The 13,708-nt window shown below is 65.3% G+C and carries 11 protein-coding genes; 8 read left to right on the top strand and 3 right to left on the bottom strand.

Annotated elements, in window-relative coordinates; all coding sequences use genetic code 11:
* Positions 1 to 32: 32 nt before the first annotated feature.
* The 7 genes from recF (at position 33) to FHW84_RS04065 (ending at position 7,790) form a co-directional block, all read left to right on the top strand.
* A complete protein-coding gene (gene recF, locus FHW84_RS04095; RefSeq protein ID WP_167252867.1) occupies positions 33 to 1,127 on the top strand; it encodes a DNA replication/repair protein RecF in 1,095 nt (364 codons plus the stop codon).
* Positions 1,128 to 1,194: 67 nt separating this feature from the next.
* Entirely contained in the window at positions 1,195 to 3,609 is a 2,415-nt protein-coding gene (gene gyrB / locus FHW84_RS04090; protein WP_167252866.1) for a DNA topoisomerase (ATP-hydrolyzing) subunit B, read from the top strand.
* Positions 3,610 to 3,986: 377 nt separating this feature from the next.
* Complete coding sequence (locus FHW84_RS04085; protein WP_208399626.1) at positions 3,987 to 5,276, top strand: tetratricopeptide repeat protein; 1,290 nt, start codon at positions 3,987 to 3,989, stop codon at positions 5,274 to 5,276.
* A gap of 213 nt (positions 5,277 to 5,489) precedes the next feature.
* Positions 5,490 to 6,149 (top strand): energy transducer TonB, encoded by a 660-nt coding sequence (locus tag FHW84_RS04080; protein ID WP_167252865.1) that lies wholly within the window; start codon positions 5,490 to 5,492, stop codon positions 6,147 to 6,149.
* Between the two features lie 50 nt (positions 6,150 to 6,199).
* Positions 6,200 to 6,952: a MotA/TolQ/ExbB proton channel family protein gene (locus FHW84_RS04075; RefSeq protein WP_167252864.1), complete on the top strand. Its 753-nt coding sequence runs from the start codon at positions 6,200 to 6,202 to the stop codon at positions 6,950 to 6,952.
* Positions 6,953 to 6,963: 11 nt separating this feature from the next.
* Positions 6,964 to 7,377 carry a biopolymer transporter ExbD gene (locus FHW84_RS04070; RefSeq protein ID WP_167252863.1) on the top strand — a complete coding sequence of 138 codons (414 nt, stop codon included), beginning with the start codon at positions 6,964 to 6,966 and terminating at the stop codon, positions 7,375 to 7,377.
* A 5-nt stretch (positions 7,378 to 7,382) separates the two neighbouring features.
* Complete coding sequence (locus FHW84_RS04065; protein WP_167252862.1) at positions 7,383 to 7,790, top strand: biopolymer transporter ExbD; 408 nt, start codon at positions 7,383 to 7,385, stop codon at positions 7,788 to 7,790.
* Between the two features lie 157 nt (positions 7,791 to 7,947).
* Here the strand turns inward: FHW84_RS04065 and FHW84_RS04060 are convergent, their stop codons facing one another.
* The gene (locus tag FHW84_RS04060) at positions 7,948 to 8,697 is read right to left on the bottom strand and encodes a pyridoxine 5'-phosphate synthase (RefSeq protein ID WP_167252861.1); all 750 of its coding nucleotides are present in this window, start codon (positions 8,695 to 8,697) and stop codon (positions 7,948 to 7,950) included.
* A gap of 85 nt (positions 8,698 to 8,782) precedes the next feature.
* Entirely contained in the window at positions 8,783 to 9,424 is a 642-nt protein-coding gene (locus FHW84_RS04055) for a 4'-phosphopantetheinyl transferase superfamily protein (protein ID WP_243867877.1), read from the bottom strand.
* 116 nt (positions 9,425 to 9,540) lie between these two features.
* Between FHW84_RS04055 and FHW84_RS04050 the strand changes: the two genes are divergently transcribed.
* On the top strand, positions 9,541 to 12,996 hold the full coding sequence (locus tag FHW84_RS04050) for a PAS domain-containing hybrid sensor histidine kinase/response regulator (protein WP_208399625.1): 3,456 nt from the start codon (positions 9,541 to 9,543) through the stop codon (positions 12,994 to 12,996).
* Positions 12,997 to 12,999: 3 nt separating this feature from the next.
* Here the strand turns inward: FHW84_RS04050 and FHW84_RS04045 are convergent, their stop codons facing one another.
* The gene (locus tag FHW84_RS04045) at positions 13,000 to 13,677 is read right to left on the bottom strand and encodes a response regulator transcription factor (protein WP_167252859.1); all 678 of its coding nucleotides are present in this window, start codon (positions 13,675 to 13,677) and stop codon (positions 13,000 to 13,002) included.
* Positions 13,678 to 13,708: the final 31 nt, after the last annotated feature.

Here is a 13,708-nt window from a genome sequence, read left to right as displayed (position 1 = left end):
CGCTCCGGCGTTCTTGCTTCTGGGCTTGCGTCATGAGGTTGGAGCGTCTGCGGATTCGCGGGCTGCGTTGCCTTGCCGAAGCGGATATTGAGCTGGGCGAGGGGATTCATGTCTTTGTCGGGGCGAACGGGGCAGGCAAGACCAGCGTGCTGGAGGCGGCGTTTCTGCTTTCCCATGGCCGTTCGTTCCGCAGTGGCGGGGCAAAGGAGGTCTTGTTGCAGCGGGGCGCGTCATCGCTTTCCGTGTTTGGTGAAATTCGCCATCAGGATGGTCGGATCGGACGGGTTGGCCTTGGGCGTGAGGGCGCGCGCTGGGATGCGCGCCTGGATGGGCGGAGCGCGAGCCTCGGCGAGGTCGTCAGCGAATGCGCCGTGGTGTGCTTTGAGCCTGGCTCTCATGCACTGATCGCCGGCGGTGCCGAAGAGCGTCGTCGTTATCTGGATTGGGGCGTGTTCCACGTGGAACATGAGTTCCTGTTGGCTTGGCGGCGCTATCAGCGCGCGCTGAAGCAGCGAAACAGCTTGCTGAGATCGAACAGCCCGGTCGCGCCAGAACTCTTCCTTTCCTGGGAGGCGGAGCTTTCCCAAACCGGCGAGCGAATCCACCTTATGCGGGTTCGTTATCTGGATCAGCTACTGCCGCACCTGGAACAGACCATCGGCGGCCTGCTTCCCGAATTGGGAGCGATCGAGCTCCGCTATCGCCGTGGCTGGCCTGAAGAGCGGGACCTGGCCGAGGTCTTGGCGGATCAGCGCGATAGGGACCTCTCCCGCGGCCACACCACGCAGGGCGTACACCGCGCCGACTGGTCTATCAGCTTTCAGCATGCCCCTATGCGGGAGCATCTCTCGCGCGGACAGGAGAAGTTGACCGCCCTTGGGTGCCTGCTTGCTCAGGCCGCCTTGTTTGCCAGCCAGAAGGACGAGTGGCCGGTCGTTTGCCTGGATGATCTTGCTTCCGAACTCGATCTCGCGCACCAGACGGCCGTGGTGGGGCAGTTGGCCGGGGTCGGTGCCCAGGTGCTGGTCACGGGAACTGAGCTTCCTGCGCCCTTACAGAGCCTCTCAGCGCATGTGTTCCACGTGGAACAAGGGAAAGTCGCCGCGCCTGCTATAATTACTTCTTAGTGTCCCTGTTCCGGTTTCCATGGCGCCGTACCGGGCAGGGCAGATGGCGCCAGGAAACGATCAAGGCATGAACTCATCCTACGATTCGAGCAACATCAAGGTACTCAAAGGTCTTGAAGCGGTGCGCAAGCGCCCCGGCATGTACATCGGCGACACCGATGACGGCACGGGCCTGCACCACATGGTGTTCGAAGTCGTCGACAACTCCATCGACGAAGCCCTGGCCGGCTACTGCGACCACGTCATCGTGACCATCCATGAGGATGGCTCGGTCAGCGTCAGCGACAACGGCCGCGGCATCCCGGTCGGCATCCATCCGGAAGAAGGGCGTTCCACCGCGGAAGTGGTGATGACCGTGCTGCACGCCGGCGGCAAGTTCGACGACAACTCGTACAAGGTGTCGGGCGGCCTGCATGGCGTGGGCGTGTCGGTGGTGAACGCGCTGAGCTCACACCTGTGGCTGACCATCTACCGCGAAGGCCAGGAGCATCAGCAGGAATACGCCATGGGCGAGCCGCTGTATCCGGTCAAGGTAGTGGCGCCCTCGGCCAAGCACGGCACCACGGTGCGCTTCCTGCCCAGCAGGGAAACCTTCTCCGACGTCGAGTTCCATTACGAGATCCTGGCCAAGCGCCTGCGCGAACTGGCCTTCCTCAACTCCGGCGTCACCATCGACCTGAAGGACGAGCGCGGCGAAGGCCGCCACGACACCTTCGCCTACGAGGGCGGCATCCGCTCCTTCGTGCAGCATCTGTCCCAGCTGAAGACCGCGCTGCATCCCAACGTGATCAGCCTGAATGCCCAGCAGGACGGCATCTCGGTGGATCTGGCGATGCAGTGGACCGACTCCTACCAGGAGACGATGTTCTGCTTCACCAATAACATTCCGCAGCGTGACGGCGGCACCCATCTCACCGGCTTCCGCGCGGCGCTGACCCGTTCGCTGCAGGGCTATATCGAGAAGGAAGGCCTGGCCAAGAACGCCAAGGTCGCGCTCTCCGGCGACGATATGCGCGAAGGCCTGATCGCCGTGCTGTCGGTGAAGGTGCCGGACCCGAAGTTCTCCTCGCAGACCAAGGACAAGCTGGTTTCCTCCGAGGTGAAGACCGCGGTGGAGCAGGCCGTCAACGAGAAGCTCGGCGAGTTCCTGCTGGAGCATCCGAACGAAGCCAAGGCCATCGCCTCCAAGGTGGTCGACGCCGCCCGTGCCCGTGAGGCCGCGCGCAAGGCTCGCGAGATGACCCGCCGCAAGGGTGCGCTGGATATCGCCGGCCTGCCGGGCAAGCTGGCCGACTGCCAGGAGAAGGATCCGGCGCTGTGCGAACTGTTCCTGGTCGAGGGTGACTCCGCAGGCGGTTCGGCCAAGCAGGGCCGCAACCGCAAGACCCAGGCCGTGCTGCCACTGAAGGGCAAGATCCTCAACGTCGAGAAGGCGCGCTTCGACAAGATGCTGTCCTCGGCCGAGGTCGGCACCCTGATCACCGCGCTGGGCACCGGCATCGGCAAGGAGGAGTACAACCCGGACAAGCTGCGCTACCACCGCATCGTCATCATGACCGACGCGGACGTGGACGGCTCGCACATCCGCACCCTGCTGCTGACCTTCTTCTACCGCCAGATGCCCGAGCTGATCGAGCGCGGCCATGTCTATATCGGCCTGCCACCGCTGTACAAGGTGAAGCAGGGCAAGCAGGAGCAGTACCTGAAGGACGACGCGGCCCTCAACACGTACCTGATCGCCAGCGCCGTCGACAACGCCGAGCTGACCTACAGCCCGGATGCGCCCCCCGTCACCGGCGAAGCGCTGGAAAAGCTGCTGCGCGACTATCAGGCGGCGCTGGATCAGATCGAACGCCTGGGCCATCGCTTCGACGCGAATGTGCTGACCGCCTTCCTCGAGCATGCGCCGGTGGAACCGTCGTTGTGGACGGACCCGGCGGCGATGCAGACCTGGCTCGACGGCGTGGCCAAGCGCCTGGCCTCCAGCGGCCTGGGCAAGCCGCGCTACCGCCTGGCGCTGCGTCCGGCAGTGGACGAGCAGCCGGCGGCGGTCGAGGTGGTGCGCGACCAGCACGGCCTGAGCCACACCTGGCTGCTGCCGCAGCCGTTCTTCGCCGGCTCCGAGTTCCGCCCGATCCTGCACGCCAGCCAGCAGGTCGCCGGCCTGGTGCAGCAGGACGCCGTGGTCCGCCGCGGCAATGCTTCGCGCGGCGTGCTCAGCTTTGCCGACGTGCGCAGCTGGCTGCTGGACGAGGCGAAGAAGGGCCGTACCATCCAGCGCTTCAAGGGCCTGGGCGAAATGAATCCGGAGCAGCTGTGGGAAACCACGGTGAACCCGGAGACGCGCCGCATGCTGCAGGTCGGCATCGAGGACGCCTTCGTCGCCGACCAGATGTTCTCGATGCTGATGGGCGAGGCGGTGGAGCCGCGCCGTGAATTCATCGAAGCGAACGCGCTGAAGGTGGCGAACCTCGATATCTAAATTCGAGCGCTCGCCAGAGGGCCTGCCTTGCCCGTCTCCGGACGATGCATGCAGGCCCTTTTCTTTGCCCGCGTGCACTAATGCATTAGCACGCGATTACGAGCTGCGAGGCCGGATTCAAGCTCTATCGACTTTGGTCGATAACGACATGATTTGCCGCGCACGAGACAATCGGACGATTCTCTAGGGTTTGTACGCGAACGCCTACGTGACCTCTGTCGGGGTCATCTCGAACAGATTCGCGAGGGAATGTTGCAACTTATTGATTTTTAACAAACTTTGTTGCGGCGCTGCGACTTGTTTCCTAGCGCCTGCTCGGGTTACGCTCAACGATCCCCCGCGCACTCTTGTGCGTGAAACCTTACACGAGGACTGCCATGAAGCACGTTCCCCTGATCAAGATGCTCGCCGGAGCGGCGCTTGCGCTGACCCTGGCCAGCAGCCCGGTGATCGCGAAAGACAGCAATTCCAAGGACAAGAAGGAAGCGCTGTATCCGAACGCGACCCGTGCCGAGCCGAAGCTGGACCTCACCAGCGAGAAAGATCAGAAGGCACTGAACGACGGCCTCGACGCAGTCAATTCGCAGGACAAGGCGAAGGCGGAGCAGATCCTCCAGCCGATCATCGACAGCAGCAAGAGCAAGTACGCCCAGGCGCTGGCCCTGCAGGGCCTGGCCAACCTGCACTACAACGAGCAGGACGTGAAGGGTGCGATCGACCTGCTGAAGCGCGCGCTCGACATCGGCGTCATGCCGAACGACACCTACTTCCAGCTGCAGTACATGCTCGCCCAGTTCTACCTGGCCGACGAGCAGTATCAGCCGGCCATCGACACCATCGAGAAGTGGCGCGCCGACGGCAAGAAGGAAACCGCCGAGTCGTACGCGCTCGAAGGCAATGCCTACTACCGTCTTGAGAAGTACCCGCAGGCGATCGCCGCGGTGAAGAAGGCGCAGTCGCTCACCGACAAGCCGAACGACAGCTGGAACCAGATCCTGATGGCCAGCTACGCCGAGTCCGGCCAGGGCGACCAGGCCGCGCAGCTCGCGCAGCAGCAGCTCGCCGCCAACCCGAACGATTCGGCCGCGCTCAACAACGCCGTCGCCGTGCTTATGCAGTCGCAGAAGTATCCGGAAGCAATCCAGCTGATGGAGAAATCGAAGGCCGCCGGCGCGTTCAAGAGCGAGAAGGACTACGTCAATCTCGCCAAGCTCTACCTGGTCACCGGCCAGGACAGCTCCGATCCCAAGCCGAACGCCGCCAAGGCCGTTGCCGCCCTCAACGAGGGTATGAGCAAGGGCGTGGTGACGGACAGCTACGACAACCTCAAGCTGCTCGGCGATGCCTCGTATGTCGCCGACAAGCCGGCCGATGCCATCAGCGCCTACAAGAAGGCGATGGGCAAGGCGAGCGACGGCGAAGCGGCGGTCCGCGCGGGCCAGCTGCTGATCAGCGAAGGCAAGAATGCCGAAGCGAAGACGCTGATCCAGCAGGGCATCGACAAGGGCGTGCAGCACAAGGGCACGGCCTACATGCTGCTGGCGGAAGCCTGCCGTGGACTGAAGGACAAGCAGGGAGCGATCGCAGCCATGCAGAAGGCTGCACAGGACCCCGCCACGGCCGACAAAGCGAAGGCCTGGTTGAAGACGGCAGGAGCCGGCAAGTAAGGCCAGCCACGGCGTTTTCAAGTGCAATCTGAAGGGGCGGATGGACGTCCATTTATCTGCCCCTCAGATGCTATACAAACGCCATGTGCTGGTGTACCGTTGAAACCTTCCCGTGTTCGTGTCCAGTGGCAAATGTCATCCTTCGTGGAGGCAATTTGCCGCCAAGTGTCGTGACCACGTCTCACCGATTATCCAGCTTCAGATTAGTGACAGATGGCCTCAAGTAACGAAGCAACCGGCCAAGGGCCGTTCAATTGGAGGCGTACCTGGGCGCTGGCTGTTGCCATCGCGCTGCACGCGTTCGCGTTCCTCTTGCTGGTGGCGCCGATGGCTCCGCCGAAGACGGATCAGGCGAAGAAGGAACGCATCGTCCAGGTGAACTTCATCGAGCCGCCGCCGCCGCCGCCCCCTCCGCCGCCGCCGCCGCCGGAACCGCCGAAGCAGCCGCCGCCGAAGATCATCCAGCAGGTGCAGCCGCCGCCGACCCCGCCGCCGCCGGCTCCGCCGCCGGCCGTCGAGGAAGCGTCGTCGAATCCGATCCCGGCTCCGCCGCCGGCTCCGCCTGCTCCCCCGGCTCCGCCTGCGGACATCACCGCCAGCCAGGACATCAGCTACAACAGCCGCATTCAGCCCAAGTATCCGCCGCAGGCCATTCGCCAGCGTCACGAGGGCACGGTTACCCTGATGATCCTTGTCGGTGTTGATGGTTCGCCCAAGGACATCAAGGTGGAAACGTCCAGCGGTTACCGTGAGCTGGATCAGGCTGCGATTGAAACGGCGCGCAAGTGGCGCTTCAATCCGAATATCAGGAACGGACAGAAGACCGAGGGTTACGTCCGCGTTCCGGTCAATTTCAACCTCAATCAGCTGTAACCAAAAGTTACGGTCAACCAGTTCACGCTTGACTTTCCAAGGGTAGCGTTATGTTCCAACAGACTCCTTCTCCGAACCCGGCCGCGGGCGGTACCTCCAACGCCGAAGCCATGAAGTCGATGGGCTTCGACCACCTGATCCACAACTTCGATCCGCTTGGCTGGATCGTGTTCGTGGTGCTGGTGGTGATGTCCTTCTCCTCCTGGTACTTCATCATCGCCAACGCCATCCGCAACGCCATGGTCCGTGGCCGCGCTGACAAGGTGATCAACGGTTTCTGGACCAACGGCTCGACGCAGGACGCCATCCGCGAGCTGGAAGCCCAGCCCAAGGGCGAACCCTTCTCGAAGATCGCGCTGGACGCCGCTTCCGCGGTGGCCCACCACCAGCAGGCTTCGTCGGGCGGTGGTCGCCTGGCCGAGTCGCTGAGCCGCTCCGAGTTCATCGACCGCGCCCTGCGCCAGGCCGTGGCTCGCGAGAGCCTGCGCCTTGAAGGCGGCCTGACCCTGCTCGCCACGGTCGGTTCGTCGGCGCCGTTCATCGGTCTGCTCGGTACCGTGTGGGGCATCTACCACGCGCTGATCAAGATCTCGGCTTCGGGCAACGCGTCGATGGAAGCGGTGGCCGGTCCGGTGGGTGAGGCGCTGATCATGACCGCGTTCGGTCTGTTCACCGCGATCCCGGCGGTGCTCGCCTACAACTTCTTCAACCGCTCCAACCGCCTGACCTACGCTCAGTTCGACGAGTTCGCGCACGACCTGCACGACTTCTTCGCGACCGGCGCCCGCGTCGAAGGCAAGTGAGGGATTGACCCATGGCGATGAGCTCTGGAGATAGTTCCGGCGGTCCGATGTCGGAAATCAACGTTACGCCGCTCGTCGACGTGATGTTGGTACTGCTGATCATCTTCATGATCACCGCGCCGCTGATGTCCCACCGAATCACCGTTGAATTGCCGACCGCGAATCCGAAGGTTGTCGATACGGAACCGGTCGAGCCGATGGATCTGGCCATCAAGCCCGACGGCACCATGTACCTCAACGACATCGAGGTCACGGAAGCCGAGCTGAAGGCCCAGTTTGCGGTTGCGGCGGCGAAGTCGCCGCAGCCGGAGCTGCAGATCCGTGCGGACAAGACGACGGAGTACAAGATCGTGCGTAAGGTTCTTGGCAGCGCCAAGGAGCAGGGCATGGTCCATGTCGGTTTCATCACGACCGGCAAGGAGTAAGAGTCATGGCATTCAGTAGTGGAAGCGGCAAGGGGCCGATGGCGGACATCAACGTCACGCCGCTTGTCGACGTGATGCTGGTGCTCCTGATCATCTTCATGATCACGGCTCCCATCCTGACGCACAAAGTAAAGATCGACCTTCCGCAGCCGAACCCGAACGTGGTCCAGCAGGATAATCCGCCGGATCCGATCCGCTTGAAGATCGATCAGTCGGGCGCGCTGTACTGGAACGATACGCCGGTCGACGAGCTGGGCCTGCGGGCACAGATCGCGGTGGTCGCCAGCCAGTCCAACCAGCCCGAACTGCAGATCAATGCGGACGACGGCGTGGCTTACGAGCATGTGGCCCGAGTGCTGGCCGCTGCCAAGAGCTACGGCCTCACCAAGATCGGCTTTACGGAAGGGCAGTAAATCCGGCAACGGATCGAAACAAAACTACCCTTGAAACCCCCGCTTCGGCGGGGGTTTTTTTATGCGTGGAAGATAACGAACCCACGGACGTCTGGACGTCCATCTGAAAACGAGGCGAATACGGCGCGGCGTCGGCAAGGTCGCCGCGCCGGCAACGTCAACGCAGAATCTGCAGGTAATTCCGCACCGTCGTCGACAGCCCTTCGTACAGGGCCTCGCCGATCAAGGCGTGCCCGATCGATACCTCGGCCAGGCCGGGAATGGCTGCATGGAACGCGCCCAGGTTCGCCTGGCTCAGATCGTGCCCCGCGTTCACCGCCAGTCCCGACTGCTGCGCACGCCGCGCCGTCTCCGCGCACAAGGCCAGCGATTCACGCGCATCGCCCTCGGCAAACGCATGCGCATAAGGCCCGGTATAGATCTCCACGCGCTGCACGCCGATCGCCGCGAAGCGCTCGAAGCCGCTGGCGCCCGCATCGACGAACACGCTCACGCGGCAACTGATCTCGCGCAGCGCCTTCACCAATGGCTGCAGCTTGTCGACGTCGGCCTGCTGCAGCGGATCGAAGCCATGGTCGGAAGTGATCTGGCTGTCGCTGTCCGGCACCAGGGTTACCTGCGTCGGCCGCACTTCGCGCGCCAGTTCGATCAGGCCCGGATACGTGCCGCGCGCCGGCGCAAACGGATTGCCCTCGATGTTGTACTCCACGCGGCCGCGCAGCATGGCGGCGAGCGCGCGCACGTCCTGCGGCTTCACATGGCGCTGGTCGGGGCGGGGATGGACGGTGATGCCGCCGCAACCGGCTTCGATGCAGGTTTGTGCGGCGCGGAGAATGTCGGGCTCGTCGCCGCCGCGCGAATTGCGCAGCACCGCGATCTTGTTGAGGTTGACGCTAAGCAGGGTCATGGACGCATCGGCTCGCAGGCAAAAACCTCCCGCGGGACCCAAGCACTCCAGCATCCCGCGCGGAGCAGGACCGGCAACACTGCGCCTATCCGGCGGCGGTGGCAAGTGTCCGCAAGACGAGCGTCCTGGGGCCGCCGCGCCACGCGATGCTGCCCACGTGTCCGCCGTCCAGCGCGAGGCGATGCAGCTGCCAATGCGCCGGCAGTTCGCCATCGAGGAAGCGCAGCGCCAGGCGCTCCTCTTCGTCGGCGATCCCTAGACGGTGCAGCCCAAAGGCCAGGCCCCGCCCAGTCGCCTTGAGCACGGCTTCCTTCGCCGTCCAAAGCTGCAGGAAGGCGGCGTCGCGACGGCCTGGCGCCAACGCCGCCAACGCCGCGGTTTCTTCGTGGCTGAAGTAGCGCTGGGCGATTTCCAGGGCGCGCGGCCGCGGCCGCAGGCGTTCCAGATCGACACCCGGTTCAACCCCTCGCGCCACCGCGCACAACGCCTGATCGCCGCTATGCGACCAGTTGAAATGCAGCGCCCCGGCGTCGGCGCCGGCCAACCGCGGCCGACCGAATTCCCCCGCCTCCAGCCGTACCTCATCCGCGGCGCGCCCGAGATAAGCGGCCAGCACAGCCTGGAACGGCGCACGCCCCTGATGATGGTCGTAAGCCATCCGCCATACGTGTATCTCGTCATCGCGCAGGTGCTCTGCTACTTTCGCTGGCACCTGGCTGTACTTCATGGTCATCCGCGCATGTTGCCGGCCGGGCACGGATCGAACAAGCGGCCACCGGCTCCTGGCCGCCCGCTTGCAGGCGCAGCGAACGCGCGTAAAGGCCTTTGACGGGAGAACTGTCCTTGATCGCCGGCTGGCTGCTGCTGCTTGCGTCGCTGCTCTATGTGGGCCTGCTGTTCGTGGTGGCTTATGCCGGCGATCGCCGGCCGCTGTATCCGCGCCAGCCGAAGCTGCGCCCGATCGTCTACAGCCTGGCCCTCGCGGTCTACTGCTCGTCGTGGACGTTCTATGGCGCCGTCGGTACGGCGGCGCGCGAAGGGCTGGGCTATCTGCCCATTTACCTGGGCCCGGCGCTGCTGTTCGTGTGCGGCTTCGGCCTGATGCGCCGGCTCGCGCTCATCGCACGCCAGCGCAACATCACCTCGATCGCCGACTTCATCGGCGCGCGTTTCGGCAAGTCGCATGCGCTGGCGGCGACGGTAGCGTTGATCGCGGTGATCGCCATCGTTCCCTACCTGGCCCTGCAGTTCAAAGCGGTGTCGATGTCGTACGCCGCGCTCGGCGGCGGCGCCTCGCAGTTCGGGGACAGTGCCCTATGGTGTGCGATCCTGCTGGCCACCTTCGCCATCCTGTTCGGCACGCGCACCATCGACGCCACCGAACACCATCACGGCATGATGCTGGCCATCGCGCTGGAATCGCTGATCAAACTAGCCGCCTTCGCCGCGCTGGCGGTCTACGCGCTGTGGCGCGGACCGGGACTCGAAGCCACCGTCGCGCTTCCGGTACAGCAGTTCGCCGACGGCATCTCGCCCGGCTTTCTCGCGCAGACCTTGCTGGCCTTCTGCGCCATGTTCTGCCTGCCGCGCCAGTTCCAGATCGGCGTGGTGGAGTGCGAAGACCCGAACGATCTTTATCGCGCACGCTGGATGTTCCCGCTCTACATGCTGATCGTCAGCGTGGCGGTGATCCCCATCGTCGCCGCCGGCCTGCGCCTGCCGATGGTGAGCCACGGCATCGCCGACGCCTGGGTGCTGAACCTGCCGCTGGCCCACGGCGACCGCGGCATGGCGCTGCTCGCCTTTATCGGCGGCTTCTCGGCGGCCACCGGCATGGTGATCGTCTCGTCGGTCGCGCTGTCGACCATGATCAGCAACGACCTGGTGATGCCGGCGCTGCTGCGTATCCGCCGGTTGCAGCTGGAGCAGCGCAGCGACCTGTCCCAGCTCGTGCTGCTGGTGCGGCGCATTGCCATCGTCGGCCTCGCCTGCATGGCGTACCTGTATTACCGCGTGGCGGCGGATGCCGCGAATCTGGCGGCGACCGGCCTGCTGGCCTTCGCCGCGGTCGCGCAGTTCGCGCCGGCGATCGTGTCGGCGCTGTATTGGCGCGGCGCCAGCCGTCGCGGCGTGGCGACCGGTCTGCTCGCCGGCTTCGGCGTGTGGATCTACACCTTGCTGATTCCGGCCACCAATCCCAATGCAAGCTGGCTGCAGCAAGGCCCGCTGGGCCTCAGCTGGCTGCAGCCGCAGGCGCTGTTTCATCTCAACGGCTGGGACCCGGTGATGCACGGCACATTCTGGTCGCTGCTGGCCAACGTAGGCTGCCTGGTGTTTATCTCGCTGCGCTTCCGCCCCAGCCTGGAGGAGCGCCTGCACGCGGCGATGTTTATCGAACCCTATGCGGTGGACCGCGGCAGCGTCGGCGACTGGCGCGGCCGTGTAGCGGTGGCGGATCTGCGCACCATCGCCGAACGTATCGTCGGCGAACGCAGCAGCCAGCGCGCATTCGAGGAATACGGCGAACGCCGCGGCCGTCCGCTGGCGCCGAGCGAATCGGCCGATCGAGCGCTGATCCAGTACACCGAGCGTCTGCTCGCCGCGGCGGTCGGCGCGGCCAGTGCGCGTCGCATCCTGATGGGCGCGCTGTCCGGCTCCGGCCTGGACATCGCCGAAGCCATGGCCTTGATGGACGAAGCCTCGCAGGAACTGCGCTTCAACCGCGAGCTGCTCTCCACCACCTTGGAAAACGTATCGCAGGGCATCAGCGTGGTCGACGCGGGCATGCGGCTGGTGGCATGGAACCGGCGCTACCTGGAGCTGTTCGACTATCCCGACGGCATGGTCTACGTCGGCGTGCCGGTGGCGGACCTGATCCGCTGGAACGCCGAGCACGGCGAGCTGGGCCCGGGCGAAGTCGAGGAACACGTGACCAAGCGCATCGCTTACATGCGCGCCGGCATACCGCACCTGTTCCAACGCGTGCGCTCCGACGGCACCGTGATCGAGATGCGCGGCCGAGCGCTGCCCGGCGGCGGCTACGTCACCACCTACACCGACGTCACTGCCTACAAGCAGGCCGAGCAGGCGTTGATCGACGTCAACGAAACGCTGGAGCAGCGCGTCGGCCAGCGCACCGCGGAACTGAGCGAAGCGCTGGCCGCTACCGCGCTCGCGCGCCGCGAGGCGGAAGCGGCCAACGCTTCCAAGACCCGCTTCCTCGCCGCCGCCAGCCACGACCTGCTGCAGCCGCTGAACGCTGCGCGGCTGTTCACCTCGGCGCTGCGCCAGCACCCGGGCCTCGATCAGGATGCCGCGCAGCTCGCCGAGCGCATCGACGCCTCGTTCCGCTCCGCCGAAGATCTGCTCGATGCTTTGCTCGACACGTCGCGCCTGGATGCCGGCAGCTATCGCCCCGACGTCGGAAGCTTCGCCCTGGCCGATCTGTTCGATTCGCTGAAGGCGCAGTTCGCGGTGATCGCGGAACAGCGCGGCCTGCAGCTGCGCATCGTGCCGACGCGGCTGGCCGTGCGCAGCGATCCCCAGCTGCTGCGCCGCATCCTGCAGAACTTCATTTCCAATGCGCTGCGCTACACCCGCAGCGGCGGCGTGCTGCTCGGCGCGCGGCGCACCGGCGGCGAAGTTCGCATTGAGGTGTGGGATACGGGCCCTGGCATCGCCGAGGAACAGCGTGCGCGCATCTTCGACGAGTTCCAGCGGCTGGACCGTCCCTCGCCGTGGGGCGAGAAAGGCCTGGGACTGGGCCTGTCGATCTGCGACCGCATCGCCCACATCCTCGACCATCGCCTGGAGCTCTCCTCCCGTGTCGACCACGGCAGCCGCTTCGCCGTCGCCGTGCCGCGCGTGGATGCGCTGCCGCCGCGCCGCCGCACCGTCACGCAGCCGGCCATGGCGGTCGAGCGCCTGCCGCTGACGGTGCTGTGCCTGGACAACGACTCGTCCATCCTCGACGGCATGCGTGCCCTGCTCACGCGCTGGGGCGTGGACTGCCGCGTCGCGCTCGACGTGCAGCAGGCCGAACAGCAGCTGCGCGGCGGCGGCATCGACATGATTCTCGCCGACTACCATCTGGCCGAAGACATGAACGGCCTGCAGGCCCTGCAGTACCTGCGCGGCACGCTGGGCGACCTGCCGCCGGTGGCGATGATTACCGCCGACGGCAGCAGTGAACTGAAACAGCGTGCGCGACTGCTCGGCTATCCGCTGCTGCACAAGCCGGTGCGTCCGGCGGCCTTGCGCGCCTTGCTCAGCGCGCGCGTGCGCAAGGTCAGCGCGTAAAAACTAGACCTCGTCGCCGGGCAGCGCCTGCTGCATCGAACCCGGCTCCACCGCGAGCTGGCTCGCCGCCAATGCCACCTGGGTGCGGTTGTTGACCCCGAGCTTGCGCATGATCGCCGTCATATGCGCCTTCACCGTCGCTTCGGACACGCCCAGGTCGTAGGCGATCTGCTTGTTGAGCAGCCCCTCGGCGATCATGGTCAGCACACGGAACTGCTGCGGCGTCAGCGACGCCACGCGCGTGGCGATCTCGGCTTCGTCGTCTTTCAGCGCGCTGCTGGCGTCGCCCAGCAGGGAATGCGGCAGCCACACGTCGCCGTCGAGTACGGTGCGGATGGCCTGCACGATCTGCTCGCCCGAGCTGGATTTCGGAATGTAGGCGGAAGCCCCATGCGCCAGCGCGCGCCGGGCCACCTGGGCCTCTTCATGGCCGGACACCACGATGGTCGGCAGGCCGGGAAACTGTCCGCGGATATGCGCCAGCGCGGAATAACCGCGTGCGCCGGGCATATGCAGGTCCAGCAGCAGCAACTCCGCTTCCGGGTACTGCTCCACCAGGGCCAGCAGGCTGTGCACGCTGTCGGCGCAGTGCACGCTGGCCTCGGGCAGGGCGCCGAGCACCGCGCGCTGCAGGGCGTCGCGGAACAGCGGGTGATCGTCGGCGATCAGGACATCGGACATGGTATGGGAACAGGGAATGGAGAATAGGGAA

The organism is Dyella sp. SG562 (assembly GCF_011759495.1).
Taxonomy (GTDB): domain Bacteria; phylum Pseudomonadota; class Gammaproteobacteria; order Xanthomonadales; family Rhodanobacteraceae; genus Dyella_D; species Dyella_D marensis.
This window is presented reverse-complemented; position numbering and strand designations above follow the sequence as displayed.

What these genes read in the sequence shown, in the direction of transcription:
- FHW84_RS04055 (WP_243867877.1), bottom strand. Translation starts at nt 9,424, where the DNA reads ATGAAGTACAGCCAGGTGCCAGCGAAAGTAGCAGAGCACCTGCGCGAT.
- FHW84_RS04070 (WP_167252863.1), top strand. Translation starts at nt 6,964, where the DNA reads ATGGCGATGAGCTCTGGAGATAGTTCCGGCGGTCCGATGTCGGAAATC.
- FHW84_RS04085 (WP_208399626.1), top strand. Translation starts at nt 3,987, where the DNA reads ATGAAGCACGTTCCCCTGATCAAGATGCTCGCCGGAGCGGCGCTTGCG.
- FHW84_RS04045 (WP_167252859.1), bottom strand. Translation starts at nt 13,677, where the DNA reads ATGTCCGATGTCCTGATCGCCGACGATCACCCGCTGTTCCGCGACGCC.
- recF (WP_167252867.1), top strand. Translation starts at nt 33, where the DNA reads ATGAGGTTGGAGCGTCTGCGGATTCGCGGGCTGCGTTGCCTTGCCGAA.
- FHW84_RS04060 (WP_167252861.1), bottom strand. Translation starts at nt 8,697, where the DNA reads ATGACCCTGCTTAGCGTCAACCTCAACAAGATCGCGGTGCTGCGCAAT.
- gyrB (WP_167252866.1), top strand. Translation starts at nt 1,195, where the DNA reads ATGAACTCATCCTACGATTCGAGCAACATCAAGGTACTCAAAGGTCTT.
- FHW84_RS04065 (WP_167252862.1), top strand. Translation starts at nt 7,383, where the DNA reads ATGGCATTCAGTAGTGGAAGCGGCAAGGGGCCGATGGCGGACATCAAC.
- FHW84_RS04080 (WP_167252865.1), top strand. Translation starts at nt 5,490, where the DNA reads ATGGCCTCAAGTAACGAAGCAACCGGCCAAGGGCCGTTCAATTGGAGG.
- FHW84_RS04075 (WP_167252864.1), top strand. Translation starts at nt 6,200, where the DNA reads ATGTTCCAACAGACTCCTTCTCCGAACCCGGCCGCGGGCGGTACCTCC.